Raw genomic sequence first — 13,234 nt, forward strand, 5'->3', positions numbered from 1 at the left:
ACATCAGGAGAAACGGCCGCATCGCGAAAAGCTTTAGCAAAATTAAAATGTCGGAAATTTACTATTCGGTCAGGTTTGCCAGCTCGACCCGGCTTAGTTCGACCAACCGGGCAGCGTCGCGCGCCCCGCCTCGACGGCGATCGCCTGGACCGGCGTCCGCGTCGCGTCCACCTTGACCATGAAGCGGCCGCCGGGCGCGGCATCGCCCATCGCGACGCCCTCGCGGCTGATCGAGAAGCCCTCGGTGCCGGCCTCGATCACGATCGGATCGCCGCGCTTGATGACCGGCGCCACCTTGGCCGCGGGCACGAACGACGCGGCGATCGCGGCGGGGGCGCTGGCCGGCCGGATCACGGGCACGAAGATCCGCCACGCCGGCCCCGCGCAGGACACCACGACCGCGTCATGCTGCTCGGTGCGCCACGACAGCGACACCGTCGGACAGGTCGCCAGCCGCAGCCGCGCGTCGACCGGCGTACGCGCGCCGCCCTCGGCACCCGTCGGGCGACCGGTAAAGGCCGCGACCGAGCGATCGAGCGCGGCGGTATCCTGGAAGCTTGCGGCGGCGAGCAGGAGCGGGAGGATCATGGGGTTGTCCTAAGCGGTTCGCCGACAAAGGCGACGGAGACGATGGCGGCACGACGGCCGGGCTTGGTGGCGGTCACGATCGCGACCCGGGACGGCGCGACCGCGGCGAGCGCAGCGGCGACGGTGCGCGCACGGTCGGCGGCGAGGATCGCGGCGCTGCCGGTGACCCGGTCGATGTCGGCGGGCGTGCCGTCGGTCGATCCGGTGACGGTGAGCATCACGCGGGGGTCACGCGCCGCCTCGCGCGCCCAGGCGACGAGCGCGCCGGGCGTGGTCGGCAGGATCGCCGAACCGGGAGCGAAATCGAGGATTCCGGCGGCGGCGACGGGCATCGGCGCGGGCTCGGCATCGTTGGCGCCAAAGCCTTCGCGGATACCCCGTGCGAAGTCCTTTCCGCCGATGTGCTGCGTCGCCTGGAGGAGCACGAGGAAGCCGACCAGCAGAAGCGCGAGGTCGGCGAGCGTGATCAGCCAGAGCGGTTTGCCGGTCGGGACGTCGGGATAGTCGCTGGCGTTCACGCGACGGTGGCCAGGCTTGGGGCAGGATGGGGCGCGACATACCCGCGCGGCGTCTCGCGTTCGGCGAGCGCTACCAGCGGCGCCTCGATCCGGGCGCGTTCGAACGCCTCGTTGCGGCCTTGCGCGCGCAGGCGGTTGGCGATCGGCATGAAGACGAGGTTGGCGAACAGCGCGCCGTACAGCGTCGCGAGCAAGGCGACCGCCATCGCGCCGCCGATCGCGCCGGGATCGCTCATCGTCGCGAACATCTGCGCGAGGCCGATCAGGGTGCCGACCATGCCCATCGCCGGCGCGACTTCGGCGGCGCCCGCCCAGACGTCGGCGGCGGCGACATGGCGTTCTATACGGGCGCGACGGCGGTGCTGGACGAGCGTCGCGACGTCGCCTGCCGAGCCGCCATCGACGATCGCGGCGATCCCTGCGGCGACGTCGGCGTCGGTGATGACCGAACGATCGAGCGCCATCACGCCGTGACGCTTGGCGATCCGCGCGAGCGCGGTGATCTGCTGGAGCAGTGGGTCGGCATCGAACCGACTGCGGCCCAGCGTCGTGACCGCGGCGAGCGCCCGGCCGAGATCGCGGAACGGGGTGCGGAGGACGACCGCCAGCACCGTACCGCCAACGACGATGGCGAGCGCTGCTGGGTCGAGGAGTTGAGCGAGCGTGATCATGTGTGTGGGGATATGCAAGGGGTGTGCCGGATTGGGTTGTGGGGCTCCTTCGTCATGCCGGGCTAGTTTCGGGGCTGCGGAGCGGGCGGGCAATCGTTTGGCGCATGAGCCATCCCCCACAAGCACCACCCCGGCGAAGGCCGGGGCCCAATTGGGGGACGTCGCTAACTAAGGCTGCGCTGCATTACTGCGACCTCTCCAATTGGGCCCCGGCCTTCGCCGGGGTGGTGGAAATGGGTGAGCGACAGCACTCCCCTTCTTGTTCTCCCGCGAAGGCGGGAGCCCAGTCTGGATCCCCGCCTTCGCGGGGAAACATTATGCGGTCGGGGGTCGGTATCCGAGCGGGGCGACGAGGCGGCAACGCACTTGCCGCCCACCCCTGCAACACCGGCAACCGCTTGCCGTTCGCCTTGCCGCCCGCCTGCCGCCACCCGGCAAACGCACCCCCGCCACCCTGATCGCCAAAACTGGCACGGCCATTGCTTATGTCCGATTGCGCAATGGTTGCGCCAGGAGACGGGCTTGTGTCAGGCGACACGCTTTTCGGAGTTCACGGGGCGGCACTCGAGGTGCGCTCGCAGCGCATGGGTGTGCTGGCGTCGAACATCGCCAACGCGTCGACGCCCGGCTTCAAGGCGCGCGACATCGATTTCCAGTCGGCGCTCGCGTCGGTCGAGCACGACGGCGGCACCGATGCGGCCACCAAATACCGCATTCCGACGCAGACCTCGATGGACGGCAACACCGTCGAGCTGAGCCAGGAGCAGACCGCGTTCGCCGAGAACGCCGTCCAGTATCAGACGACCCTGTCGTTCCTGAACGGGCGGATCGGCCAGATCACCCGCGCGCTGAAGGGGGAATAAGATGTCCAGCCAGCCCATGACGATCTTCCAGGTCGCCGGCCGCGCGATGTCCGCGCAGCTCGTCCGGATGAACACCACCGCGTCGAACCTCGCCAATGCCGGCGGCACCGCCGGGTCCGCGGAGGCCGCCTACAAGACGATGAAGCCGGTGTTCCGCACCAGCTTCGACGCGGCCAGCGGCATGTCGACGGTCGACGTCGAGCGTGTCGTCACCGCCGGCGAAGCGCCGACCAAGCGCTACGACCCCGACAATCCGATGGCCGACAAGGATGGCAACATCTTCGAGGCGGCGGTCGATGAAACCCGCGAGATGGTCGACATGATGGAGACCGCCCGCAGCTACCAGAACAACATCGAAGTGATGAACACGGCCAAGTCGCTCATCATCGATACCCTCAAGCTAGGCCGCTGATCATGGCAACTTCCTTCGATACCACGCTGGCCACCCTCGGCATCACGCGCACGTCGGCGACCACCGCGCCCAAGACGACCACCGCGGCCGAGGCGGGAACGCTCAACCAGAACGATTTCCTGAAGCTGATGACCGCGCAGATGCAGAACCAGGACCCGTTCAACCCGGTCGACAACACCCAGATGGTCGCGCAGATGGCGCAGTTCTCGAGCCTCGCCGGGATCACCGAGATGAGCACGACGATGAAGTCGATCGCCGACAAGCTCAACACTACCAGTGCGAGCGACGCGCTGTCGTACGTCGGCAAGACCGTCCTGACCGAAGGGACCACCGCGTATGGGCGGTCGTCGGGCGGCATCGCCGGCTCGGTCGAGCTGGCCGGCGCGGCGAGCGACGTCAACGTCACGATCAGCGACGCGAACGGCGTGGCGCTCACGACGATGCAGCTAGGGGCGCAGGCCAAGGGCACCGTCGGCTACGACTGGGACGGCAAGGATTCGACCGGCGCCGACGCCGGCAACGGCCCGTTCAAGGTCAGCATCGCGGCGCAGAACGCCGGCACCGCGGTCGCTGCGACCAGCCTGGTCTGGGCGCCCGTCCAATCGGTTTCGACCACCACCGGAACCGCCATCCTCACCCTTCCCGGGATCGGCGAAGTGCCGGTCAGCAGCGTCCGCCAGATCGGCTGATCGCACCCCGTTTCTAATTCAAAGGAGTCAAACGCATGTCCTTCTACACTTCGCTTTCCGGTCTCCAGGCCTCGCAGTCTGAGATGGCCACGATCTCGCACAACCTCGCCAACGTCTCGACCAACGGCTTCAAGAAGAGCCGCACCGATTTCGCCGACGTGATCGCCTCGAGCGTCTCGCTCGCGCCCGCGCAGCAGGTCGGTTCGGGTGTCATGGTCAAGGGCAACCGCCAGCAGTTCGGCCAGGGCAACCTGATCCAGTCGGCGAACGCGCTCGATCTCGCCGTGTCGGGCGACGGCTTCTTCGCGGTCAAGCCCGACGCCGCGTCGGCGACGGTCAACTACACCCGCAACGGCTCGTTCCTGGTCGACGCCAACAACAACGTGACCGACGCGAACGGCAACTTCCTCCAGGTCTATCCGGTCGACGGGTCGGGCAACCTCATCCAGTCGAGCATGGACACGCTGCAGAACCTGGTGCTGCCGGCGACCAGCGGCACCGTCAAGGCGACCGAGACGGTCTCGCTCGGCGTCAACCTGAACGCCAAGACCGCAGTGCCGGCGACCACGCCGTTCAACCGGTTCGACGTGTCCTCCTATAGCCAGGCGACCACGACGTCGGTCTACGACGCGCAGGGCAACCCGATGACGATGACGAGCTATTACGTCCGCGACACCGCACCGATGGCCTCCACCGCCGGCGTGGCCGACGATCTGTCGTCGACATGGTCCGTCTACAGCTTCGTTGGCGATCAGAAGATGACCGTGGGCGGCGGCAGCGGCACCACCGGCGGCAGCGACAGCGTACAGCTGACCTTCGGCAATACCGGGCAGTTGGCTCCGGCGACGCCCGCAACCAAGTTCGACGCGTTCACGCCCGCCAGCGGAGCCGCGCAGGCGATCAGCCTCGACCTTGCCGCAAGCACGCAGACCTCGGCGCCGTTCAAGCTCGCTGCGCAGACGCAGGACGGCCTCGCGGTCGGCCAGCTGCAGGGCGTGACCGTCGACGACGCCGGCATCGTCAAGGCAAGCTTCTCGAACGGCGACATCAAGGCGCTGGGCCAGGTCGCCCTGGTCAACTTCTCGAACCCGTCGGGCCTGCGTCAGATCGGCGACAGCGGCTGGGCGTCGACCGGTGTCTCGGGCACCCCGATCGCAGGGTCGGCCGGGCAGAAGGGCCTCGGCAACCTGATGTCCGGGACGATCGAGCGCTCGAACGTCGACATCACCGAGGAGCTGGTCAATTTGATCGCGGCACAGCGTAACTTCCAGGCGAATTCGAAGGCCCTGGATACCGCCAGCCAGATCTCGCAGACCATCTTCAACATCCGCGCCTAACCGGTAGCGCGCAGGGGACCCTGAATGGACAAGCTGGTCTACACCGCGGCGACGGGCCTGCGCGCGCACATGGCGGCGCAGGCGGCGATCGCCAACAACATGGCGAACGCGTCGACCACCGGGTTCCGCGCCGATCGCGTGGTGTTCGACCGGCTCAACCTGAAGGGCGACGGCGCCACGCTGGAGGCGCGCGCGCCGACCTCGGAAGAAGTCACGGATGCAGACCGCGCACCCGGCGCGATCCAGCAGACCGGGCGTCCGCTCGACGTCGCGATCACCGGCACCACCGCGTGGCTGGCGGTGCAGGCATCGGACGGCTCGGAGGCGTACACGCGTCGTGGTGACCTCGAAGTTGCTCCCTCCGGCGTCTTGCAGACCGGAGATGGGCATCCGGTGATCGGCTCGGGGGGGCCGATCACCCTGCCGCCCTACCAGTCGCTGTCGATCGCTGCCGACGGGACGATCTCGATCATCCCGCAGGGCGGCGACGCGCAGAACCCGCAGGTGATCGACAAGCTCAAGCTTGCCGACACCAAGGGGTCGGACACCGTCAAGGGCCTCGACAACCTGTTGCGCGTCAAGGGCGGCGGCACGCTGCCCGAGGATCTCGATGCGAAGGTGCAGGGCGGTGCGATCGAGGGATCGAACGTCAACATGACGCAGGCGTTGGTCGACATGATCGAGAACCAGCGCAGCTACGAAGTCCAGGCCAACATGTTGAAGTCCGCCAAGGACATGGATGAAAGCGGTGCATCTTTGATGCGCCTGCCGAGCTAGAAGGAACCGACGAATGTCATCCGCAGCCATGCATATCGCGCGTACCGGGCTCGACGCCCAGGATACCCGCATGCGTATCATCTCGAACAACCTCGCCAACGTGAACACCACGGGCTTCAAGAAGGACCGTGCGGCGTTCGAGGCGCTCGCCTACCAGGTCGTCACGACCCCCGGTACGCAGAGCACCGCCGAGACGAAATACGCGACCGGGCTCAACCTCGGCACCGGCGTCCGGCTCCAGGGCACGGCGCGGATCGACACGCAGGGCGCGATGCAGACGACCGGCAACAGCCTCGATCTCGCGCTCGACGGCGACGGTTATTTCCAGGTGCAGATGCCCGGCGGCACGCTCGGCTATACCCGCGCCGGCAATTTCTCGCGCTCGGCGGAAGGCCTGCTGGTCACCAGCGAAGGCTATCAGCTGCAGCCCGGCATCACCGTGCCCGAGGGCACGACCGCGATCACGATCGGCTCGGACGGTACCGTGTCGGCGACCGTGCCCGGCCAGACCGAGGCGAGCCAGATCGGCCAGATCCAGGTCGCCAGCTTCCCGAACGGTGCAGGCCTGCAGGCGACCGGCGACAACTACCTCGTCGAGACCGCCGCCAGCGGCGCCGCCAATGTCGGCATCGCCGGGCAGGACGGTCGCGGCAACATCAAGCAGGGCATGCTCGAGGCGTCGAACGTCAACGTCGTCGAGGAACTCGTCGACATGATCGAGACGCAGCGCGCGTACGAGGTCAATTCGAAGATGATCTCGGCGACCGACGACATGCTCAAATACGTCAACCAGAACATCTGATCCGGACCATGGCATCCAAGGCACCCACTCCCTTCCGCTTTAGCGCGCACTGGATCGAGATCACGCTCGCCGCGATCGCCGGTGCGCTTGTCGTCGCGGGCCTGAGCCCGCAGGCGGCGGACGCCGGCCTCTTCGGCAAGAAGGCGCCGCCTGAGGATTTCTCGGTCGTACGGCCCTTGCCGGTCCAGCCGGTGCCGGTCGTCGCGACCGGCTCGATCTTCCAGGCGCAGGACGGTTACGCGGCGCTGTACGAAGGCTGGCGTGCGCGGAAGGTCGGCGATCCGCTGACGATCGTGCTGGTCGAGCGCACCGCCGCATCGAAGTCGTCGGGCTCCAAGCTCGACAGCAATGGCGGGGCGAGCATCACGCCGCCAACCACCGGTGCGCTCAACCTGTTCAACAAGACCGATGCGTCGATCAGCGGCGGACGCAATTTCAACGGGGCAGGGGCCGCCGACCAGGCCAACTCGCTATCGGGCGAAGTCAGCGTGACGGTCGCCGAGGTCTATCCCAACGGCACGATGCTCGTGCAGGGCCAGAAGCGCGTCACGCTCAACCGCGGCGACGAGTTCCTCAAGATCAAGGGCCTGGTGCGCACCGCCGACGTCGACGCGAACAACCGCGTGCTGTCGACCCGCGTGGCCGATGCGCAGATCTCGTACACCGGCAAGGGCGACGTCGCCCGCGCCGGCCGCCAGGGGTGGCTCGGCCGCTTCTTCTCCGTCGTCAGCCCGTTTTGATGCGCAACACCCAGCCGTTCGTCCTGAGTAGAGACCGAGTAGTGCCGAAGGCGCGTATCGAGGGCTCGTATCGAAGGACAGGTTGGGGCGCGGAACCCATGCTTCGATACGCACCCTCGATACGCCGCTGCGCGACTACTCGGTCGCTACTCAGCACGAACGGTAAAGGACTAAAGACCGTGTTTCGTTTGTTCGCAGGTCTCCTCGCCACTCTCATGGCATCGCTCCTCATCGCCGCGCCGGCCTCGGCCGACCGGATCAAGGACCTGGGCGGGTTCCAGGGGATCCGTTCGAACCAGCTGACCGGCTACGGCATCGTTGTCGGCCTGCCAGGCACCGGCGACGACAATCTCGAATACACCGTGCAGTCGCTGAAGGCGGTCGCGTCGCGCTTCGGCCTCCAGCTGCCGCCGACCGCGAACCCCGGCATGAAGAACGCGGCGGTCGTCATGATCACCGCCGAACTGCCGCCGTTCGCCAAGCCCGGGCAGCGCCTCGACATCACCGTCGCCTCGATGGGCAAGGCCAAGTCGCTCCGCGGTGGCAGCCTGATCATGACCCCGCTGCTAGGCGCCGATAACCAGATCTACGCGATGGCACAGGGCAACCTCGCCGTCGGCGGCCTCGGCGCGGAAGGCGCGGACGGATCGAAGATCGTCGTCAACGTGCCCTCGACCGGTCGTATCCCCGAAGGCGCCACCGTCGAACGTGCGGTCGCGACCGGGTTCGACAGCGCACCGACGCTCACCTTCAACCTCGCGCGCGCCGATTTCACCACCGCGCAGAACGTCGCCGGCGCGATCAATTCGAAACTGGGCTTCGGCAGCGCGCAGGCGATCGACGCGGTCTCGGTCGCGGTCCGCGCACCGTTCGGTGCCGACGTCCGCGCCACGCTCATGTCGACGATCGAGAATCTCGACGTCGTCTCCGCCGAACCCTCCGCCAAGGTGATCGTCAACGCACGCACCGGCACCGTCGTCATCAACTCGGCGGTCCGCGTCGGCCCGGCGGCGATCACGCACGGCAAGATGACGGTGCGGATCGACGAGAAGCCGCAGGTCAGCCAGCCGGCCCCGTTCAGCGGCGGCCAGACCGTCGTCACCCCGAACAGCGCGGTCGCGGTCGAGGAGGAGCGTCGCCCGATGTTCCTGCTCAACCCCGGCCCCAAGCTCGCCGACATCGTCAAGGCGGTCAACGCGATCGGCGCATCGCCGGCCGATCTGGTCGCGATCCTCGAGGCGCTGAAGGAAGCCGGCGCGCTCAAGGCCGAGTTGATCGTCCTGTGAGCGCGATCACCACACCCATCACGCCGGCCGCGCCCACGACCGGCATCTCGACGGATACGAGCCGCCTCAAGTCGAAGGACAATCTCGACAAGGCAGGCCAGCAGTTCGAGGCGGTCTTTACCGGCATGATGCTGAAGAGCATGCGGCAGGCGAAACTCGCCAACCCGCTGTTCGATTCGAAGGCGATCGACACCTTCACCGACATGCAGGACGGGCTGGTCGCGAAGTCGATGGCCGAGCACACGCCGCTCGGCATCGGCAAGGCGATGACCGATTTCCTGGCAAGGTCTCAATCCGATCTTAACGATCCCGCGGCAGACTCACCGCCATGAGCGATCTCCTCTCGATCGGCGCCTCGGGCGTCCGCGCGTACCAGACCGCTTTGTCCACGGTGTCGGAGAACATCGCGAACACCGGCACGGCGGGCTATACGCGGCGGACGACGACGCTGGCCGAGGTGTCGTCGATCAGCGGCGGGATCAACGCGCGGACCTCCTCGTCGGGCAGCGGTGTGACGATCGTCGGCATCGGTCGCAGCGCCGACGCGTATCGCTCGCAGGCGGTCCGCTCGGCCAGCACCGATCTCGGCAAGACCGAGACCGGCATCGCCTGGATGAGCCGGATCGAATCGTCGCTGACCGACAACAAGCTTAGCGATCGCCTCACCAGTTTCTTCACCGCGGCACAGGCGCTGTCCGCCGATCCGACATCCGAGCCGACGCGGGCGGTGATGCTCGAGGCGGCCAGCACCGCTGCCGCGTCGTTTGCCGCGACCGGCAAGGCGCTCGATACCGCGACCGCCGAACTCGATCTGTCCGCCTCGCAGGCGGTCGATTCGCTCAATTCGCTCGGCACCGCGCTGGCCAAGGTCAATGACGGGCTCGCGCGGACACCGCCGGGATCGTCGAGCGCGGCGCAGCTCGCCGATCAGCGCGACCAGCTGCTCGACCAGATGAGCACGCTGACCGACGTGAACGCGTCGTTCGACCAGCTCGGGCGCGCCACGGTGCGGCTCGGCGGGACGAGCGGTCCGGTATTCGTGGTCGGCAACGAGACCGGGCAAGCCTCGTTCGCCCGCAACGACGAAGGTGCGATGCAGTTCTCGGTCACGCGCGCAGGCGTCACGTCGGAGCTGCCGGCATTGAGCGGCGCGCTTGCTGGCATGGCGGAAGGCGCGCAACGGCTTGCGGTCGCGCGCCAGTCGCTGAACGGTATCGCCGCGGACTTCACCAGCCAGGTCAACGCCGTCCAGGCGCAAGGTCGCGATCTGAACGGCAATCCGGGGGCGGCGTTGTTCGCAACCGGCGCCACGCCGACCGATATCTCCGTCGCGATGACCGACCCGCGCGGGATCGCTGCGGCGGGTGCGACCGGCGGGGCGCGCGACGCATCCAACCTCGCCGCCTTGCAGGCGGTCCGTACCAGTGGCGGGTTCGAGACGCGCACCACCGGCCTGATCGCAGGCAACGCCGCAGCGCTCGAACAGCGCAAGACCGTCGCCGAGGCGCAAGGGGCGATCCGCGACGGTGCGGTCAGCGCGCTTGCATCCGCGTCCGGGGTCGATCTCGACAGCGAGGCGGTCGATCTGCTGCGGTTCCAGCAGGCCTATCAGGCGTCGAGCCGGGTGATCCAGGCCGCGCGCGACACCTTCCAGTCCATCCTCGAGATCCGGTAACACCCATGCAGATCGCGACCAGCCTGTTCTACGATCGCTCGGCGAGCACGCTGACGTCGCTGTCGGCGAAGGCGGATTCGCTCCAGACGCAGATCGCCACCACCAAGCGCTTTTCGGCGCCGTCGCAGGACAGCGTCGCGTACCAGCGGCTCGCCGGGCTCGCGCGCGATACCGCCAACGACAAGATCTATGCCGCCAATCTCGGCACCGCCGACTCGGTGCTGACTCAGGCCGACACCAGCCTGACCGCGATCGCCGACCAGCTGCAGACCGCGGTCGGGCTCGTGACGCAGGCCAAGAACGGCACGTTGAACGCGGCGAACCGCAAGGCGATCGGCGAACAGATCGCCGGGATCGTCGCGACGATGACCAACCTCGCCAACGCGAAGGACGCGCGCGGCCAGCCTTTGTTCGGCGGCGGCGACGGAGCGACTGCGGTCGCCACCGACGGCAGCTATGCGCTTGCGTCGAAGCCGGTGTCGGGCATCCCGATCGGCGACGGGCAGAGCATCCAGGCCAACGAGACCGCCGCGCGCATCTTCACCGTCGGCGGCACGACCAAGTCCGATGGCAGCATCGATGGCGGCACCAATACCTTGGCGATGCTCGCGGCGATCGCGACCGCGCTGCAGTCGGACGATTTCACGCCGAGCGCGCTCGATACGTCGCTGACCGACATCACTGCCGCGTCCGACCAGCTGTCGACCGTGCAGGCGTCGCTCGGCGCGCGTGCGGCGCGAGTCGATCTCGAGACGTTTCGGCTGAAGGATGTCGGCACGGACCGCGAGGCGACCCGGTCGGGGCTCGAGGATACCGACATCACCAGCGCGGTGGTCGAGTTGCAGAAGACGATGACGGTATTGTCGGCGACGCAGGCCAGCTTCTCGAAACTGTCGGCGCTGTCGCTGTTCGATTATCTGCGCTGAACTTTCAGGGCCCTGGAATTTTAGCCGCTAAAATCCACGCGGTGAAATTTATCAGCGCCTGACGCGCGTCTGGTAACCGGTTGGCTACCAAATCCGGTTAATTCTCTGGCTACGCATTCGCCGTCATCGGCCCAAGGGGAATTTCCAGTACCATGTTTCCGGTCATCGGCATCGTTGTCCTCCTTGTCATGGTGTTCGGCGGCTTCGCGTTCACCGGCGGCGCCCTTGGTCCCGTGCTGGAGGCGATCCCGCACGAGATGCTGATCATCGGCGGCGCCGCGGCGGGCGCGCTGATCATCGGCAATTCGGGCAAGGAGCTCAAAGGCCTCGGCGCCGGGCTCGGCAAGGTCTTCAAGGGGCCGAAATACAAGAAGCAGGATTATCTCGACGTCATCTTCCTCGTCAGCAAGCTGATGAAGATGCTGCGGATGGACGGGCCGATCGCGCTCGAGCCGCATGTCGAGGACCCGCAATCGTCGGCCATCTTCGCCGAATATCCCCGGCTTCTGAAGGACAAGACGCTCGTCAACCTGATCGCCGACACGCTGCGCCTGGTCGTGGTGTCGTCGGGCACGCTCGACGTGCACGCGGTCGAGGAGGTGATGGACCAGTCGATCAAGACGCATCATCACGAGGAGGAGAGCGCGCACACCACGCTGACCAGCCTCGCCGATGCGTTGCCCGCACTCGGTATCGTCGCGGCGGTGCTCGGCGTGGTGAAGACGATGGGCTCGATCGACAAGCCGCCGACGATTCTCGGCGCGATGATCGGCTCGGCGCTGGTCGGCACGTTCATGGGCGTGCTGCTGGCCTATGGCATGGTCGCCCCGCTCGCCAACCGGCTGAAGCAGGTGCTCGATGCCGACGCGGCGATCTACGGCGTGGTCAAGCAGATCATCATCGCCTCGCTGCACGGCCATCCGCAGCCGCTGGTGATCGAGGCCGCACGCTCGGGCATCGCGCACAAGAACCAGCCGGGCTTCGCCGAAGTCTTCGACGGCCTGCGCGGGAAGTAGGGCGATGGCTCGCGCGCCCCACGGCAACATCCAGCCGCCGAAAATCATCGTCAAGAAGATCTATATCGAGGGGCATGGCGGCCATCACGGTGGCGCGTGGAAGGTCGCGTACGCCGATTTCGTGACCGCGATGATGGCGTTCTTCCTGCTGCTCTGGATCCTCGGCGCGACCACCGAGAAGCAACGCAAGGGCATCGCCGACTATTTCGCCCCCACGTTGATCGACACGCGCTCGCTAGGTATCGGCGGCGGCGGGCTATTCGGTGGCGAATCGGTCATGGACGAGAACAAGATCGGTCCCAAGCCCGGCCAGACGAGCCTGCCGGCGATCGCGATCCCCGATGCGGGGCAGGGCGGCGCGAAACCCGGCACCGGCGACAAGGGCTCGCTGAAAAGCCGCGAACTCGCGAGCGAGGACCGCAAGAATTTCGAGGCGATGCGCAAGCGCGTGCTGAGCCAGATCCAGCGATCGGCCAAGCTGTCGCGGCTGGCGAGCCATGTCCGGTTTGTGCCGACGCAGGACGGCATGCGGATCGATCTGGTCGACGACGCCGATTATTCGATGTTCGCGCTCGGCACGACCGCGCTCGATCCGCAGGCGGGCGAGCTGATCGGGATGATCGCCGGCTCTATCGCGGGCATGACGAACCCGATCATGATCCGCGGCCATACCGACAGCGTGCCGTATGGCGATCCCCGCGCGATGAACAACTGGATGCTGGCGTCGGGCCGCGCCGAGGCGACGCGACGCCGGCTGCTGTCGGGCGGCACGCCGGAGGCCCGGTTCGAGCGGATCGAAGGCGTCGCCGACCGCGAACCGCTGGTCACGAAGAACCCGTCCGATCCGCGCAACCGGCGCGTGGCGATCACGCTGCTGTATCGCCGCGGCGTGTTCGGCAAATAATCGGTCGGCGCAGGGTTCCGGCCGTCTTCC

16 protein-coding genes are annotated in these 13,234 nt (G+C 67.2%); 13 read left to right on the top strand and 3 right to left on the bottom strand.

Translation table 11 applies throughout. The annotated features are described in order from the left end of the window. Window positions 1-93 precede the first annotated feature (93 nt). From VH567_RS06820 to VH567_RS06830, 3 genes are read right to left on the bottom strand one after another with little or no spacing between them, the layout of a single operon-like run. The gene (locus VH567_RS06820) at window positions 94-588 is read right to left on the bottom strand and encodes a flagella basal body P-ring formation protein FlgA (RefSeq protein ID WP_423324431.1); all 495 of its coding nucleotides are present in this window, start codon (window positions 586-588) and stop codon (window positions 94-96) included. Beyond that, complete coding sequence (locus VH567_RS06825) at window positions 585-1,106, bottom strand: hypothetical protein (protein WP_423324433.1); 522 nt, start codon at window positions 1,104-1,106, stop codon at window positions 585-587. Before VH567_RS06825 ends, VH567_RS06820 begins: the two co-directional genes overlap by 4 nt. After that, the gene (locus tag VH567_RS06830) at window positions 1,103-1,777 is read right to left on the bottom strand and encodes a motility protein A (protein WP_423324435.1); all 675 of its coding nucleotides are present in this window, start codon (window positions 1,775-1,777) and stop codon (window positions 1,103-1,105) included. The genes VH567_RS06825 and VH567_RS06830 overlap by 4 nt, the downstream gene beginning before the upstream one ends. A 500-nt stretch (window positions 1,778-2,277) precedes the next feature. On the opposite strand from VH567_RS06830, the gene VH567_RS06835 reads away from it, so the two are divergent. The 13 genes from VH567_RS06835 to VH567_RS06895 all read left to right on the top strand — a co-directional run bounded on the left by VH567_RS06835 (window position 2,278) and on the right by VH567_RS06895 (window position 13,204). Then, window positions 2,278-2,640: a flagellar basal body rod protein FlgB gene (locus VH567_RS06835; RefSeq protein ID WP_423324437.1), complete on the top strand. Its 363-nt coding sequence runs from the start codon at window positions 2,278-2,280 to the stop codon at window positions 2,638-2,640. A 1-nt stretch (window position 2,641) separates the two neighbouring features. Next, window positions 2,642-3,052, top strand: coding sequence for a flagellar basal body rod protein FlgC (gene flgC, locus VH567_RS06840; RefSeq protein WP_423324439.1), 411 nt, complete (start codon window positions 2,642-2,644; stop codon window positions 3,050-3,052). 2 nt (window positions 3,053-3,054) lie between these two features. Then, complete coding sequence (locus VH567_RS06845) at window positions 3,055-3,741, top strand: flagellar hook assembly protein FlgD (protein ID WP_423324441.1); 687 nt, start codon at window positions 3,055-3,057, stop codon at window positions 3,739-3,741. 35 nt (window positions 3,742-3,776) lie between these two features. Next, a complete protein-coding gene (locus tag VH567_RS06850) occupies window positions 3,777-5,078 on the top strand; it encodes a flagellar hook protein FlgE (RefSeq protein WP_423324443.1) in 1,302 nt (433 codons plus the stop codon). A gap of 24 nt (window positions 5,079-5,102) precedes the next feature. Then, window positions 5,103-5,855, top strand: coding sequence for a flagellar basal-body rod protein FlgF (gene flgF / locus VH567_RS06855; protein ID WP_423324445.1), 753 nt, complete (start codon window positions 5,103-5,105; stop codon window positions 5,853-5,855). A 13-nt stretch (window positions 5,856-5,868) separates the two neighbouring features. Beyond that, the gene (gene flgG / locus VH567_RS06860; protein WP_423324447.1) at window positions 5,869-6,657 is read left to right on the top strand and encodes a flagellar basal-body rod protein FlgG; all 789 of its coding nucleotides are present in this window, start codon (window positions 5,869-5,871) and stop codon (window positions 6,655-6,657) included. Window positions 6,658-6,665: 8 nt separating this feature from the next. Further along, window positions 6,666-7,397, top strand: a complete 732-nt coding sequence (locus VH567_RS06865; protein WP_423324449.1) for a flagellar basal body L-ring protein FlgH — start codon at window positions 6,666-6,668, stop codon at window positions 7,395-7,397. A 188-nt stretch (window positions 7,398-7,585) separates the two neighbouring features. Then, window positions 7,586-8,683 (top strand): flagellar basal body P-ring protein FlgI, encoded by a 1,098-nt coding sequence (locus tag VH567_RS06870; protein ID WP_423325010.1) that lies wholly within the window; start codon window positions 7,586-7,588, stop codon window positions 8,681-8,683. Next, window positions 8,680-9,015, top strand: a complete 336-nt coding sequence (locus VH567_RS06875) for a rod-binding protein (RefSeq protein WP_423324451.1) — start codon at window positions 8,680-8,682, stop codon at window positions 9,013-9,015. The genes VH567_RS06870 and VH567_RS06875 overlap by 4 nt, the downstream gene beginning before the upstream one ends. After that, a complete protein-coding gene (gene flgK / locus VH567_RS06880) occupies window positions 9,012-10,358 on the top strand; it encodes a flagellar hook-associated protein FlgK (protein WP_423324453.1) in 1,347 nt (448 codons plus the stop codon). The genes VH567_RS06875 and flgK overlap by 4 nt, the downstream gene beginning before the upstream one ends. A 5-nt stretch (window positions 10,359-10,363) precedes the next feature. Beyond that, window positions 10,364-11,284 carry a flagellin gene (locus tag VH567_RS06885; RefSeq protein WP_423324455.1) on the top strand — a complete coding sequence of 307 codons (921 nt, stop codon included), beginning with the start codon at window positions 10,364-10,366 and terminating at the stop codon, window positions 11,282-11,284. Between the two features lie 152 nt (window positions 11,285-11,436). Then, window positions 11,437-12,300 (top strand): flagellar motor stator protein MotA, encoded by an 864-nt coding sequence (gene motA, locus VH567_RS06890; protein ID WP_423324457.1) that lies wholly within the window; start codon window positions 11,437-11,439, stop codon window positions 12,298-12,300. A 4-nt stretch (window positions 12,301-12,304) separates the two neighbouring features. After that, window positions 12,305-13,204 carry a flagellar motor protein MotB gene (locus VH567_RS06895; RefSeq protein WP_423324459.1) on the top strand — a complete coding sequence of 300 codons (900 nt, stop codon included), beginning with the start codon at window positions 12,305-12,307 and terminating at the stop codon, window positions 13,202-13,204. Window positions 13,205-13,234: the final 30 nt, after the last annotated feature.

Source organism: Sphingomonas sp. 4RDLI-65, from assembly GCF_049472435.1.
Taxonomy (GTDB): Bacteria; Pseudomonadota; Alphaproteobacteria; order Sphingomonadales; family Sphingomonadaceae; genus Sphingomonas.

Coding starts and splice junctions, on each gene's coding strand:
- VH567_RS06845 (WP_423324441.1), top strand. CDS start 3,055: ATGGCAACTTCCTTCGATACCACGCTGGCCACCCTCGGCATCACGCGC.
- VH567_RS06865 (WP_423324449.1), top strand. CDS start 6,666: ATGGCATCCAAGGCACCCACTCCCTTCCGCTTTAGCGCGCACTGGATC.
- flgG (WP_423324447.1), top strand. CDS start 5,869: ATGTCATCCGCAGCCATGCATATCGCGCGTACCGGGCTCGACGCCCAG.
- VH567_RS06850 (WP_423324443.1), top strand. CDS start 3,777: ATGTCCTTCTACACTTCGCTTTCCGGTCTCCAGGCCTCGCAGTCTGAG.
- VH567_RS06885 (WP_423324455.1), top strand. CDS start 10,364: ATGCAGATCGCGACCAGCCTGTTCTACGATCGCTCGGCGAGCACGCTG.
- flgC (WP_423324439.1), top strand. CDS start 2,642: ATGTCCAGCCAGCCCATGACGATCTTCCAGGTCGCCGGCCGCGCGATG.
- VH567_RS06835 (WP_423324437.1), top strand. CDS start 2,278: ATGGTTGCGCCAGGAGACGGGCTTGTGTCAGGCGACACGCTTTTCGGA.
- motA (WP_423324457.1), top strand. CDS start 11,437: ATGTTTCCGGTCATCGGCATCGTTGTCCTCCTTGTCATGGTGTTCGGC.
- flgF (WP_423324445.1), top strand. CDS start 5,103: ATGGACAAGCTGGTCTACACCGCGGCGACGGGCCTGCGCGCGCACATG.
- VH567_RS06895 (WP_423324459.1), top strand. CDS start 12,305: ATGGCTCGCGCGCCCCACGGCAACATCCAGCCGCCGAAAATCATCGTC.
- VH567_RS06820 (WP_423324431.1), bottom strand. CDS start 588: ATGATCCTCCCGCTCCTGCTCGCCGCCGCAAGCTTCCAGGATACCGCC.
- VH567_RS06830 (WP_423324435.1), bottom strand. CDS start 1,777: ATGATCACGCTCGCTCAACTCCTCGACCCAGCAGCGCTCGCCATCGTC.
- flgK (WP_423324453.1), top strand. CDS start 9,012: ATGAGCGATCTCCTCTCGATCGGCGCCTCGGGCGTCCGCGCGTACCAG.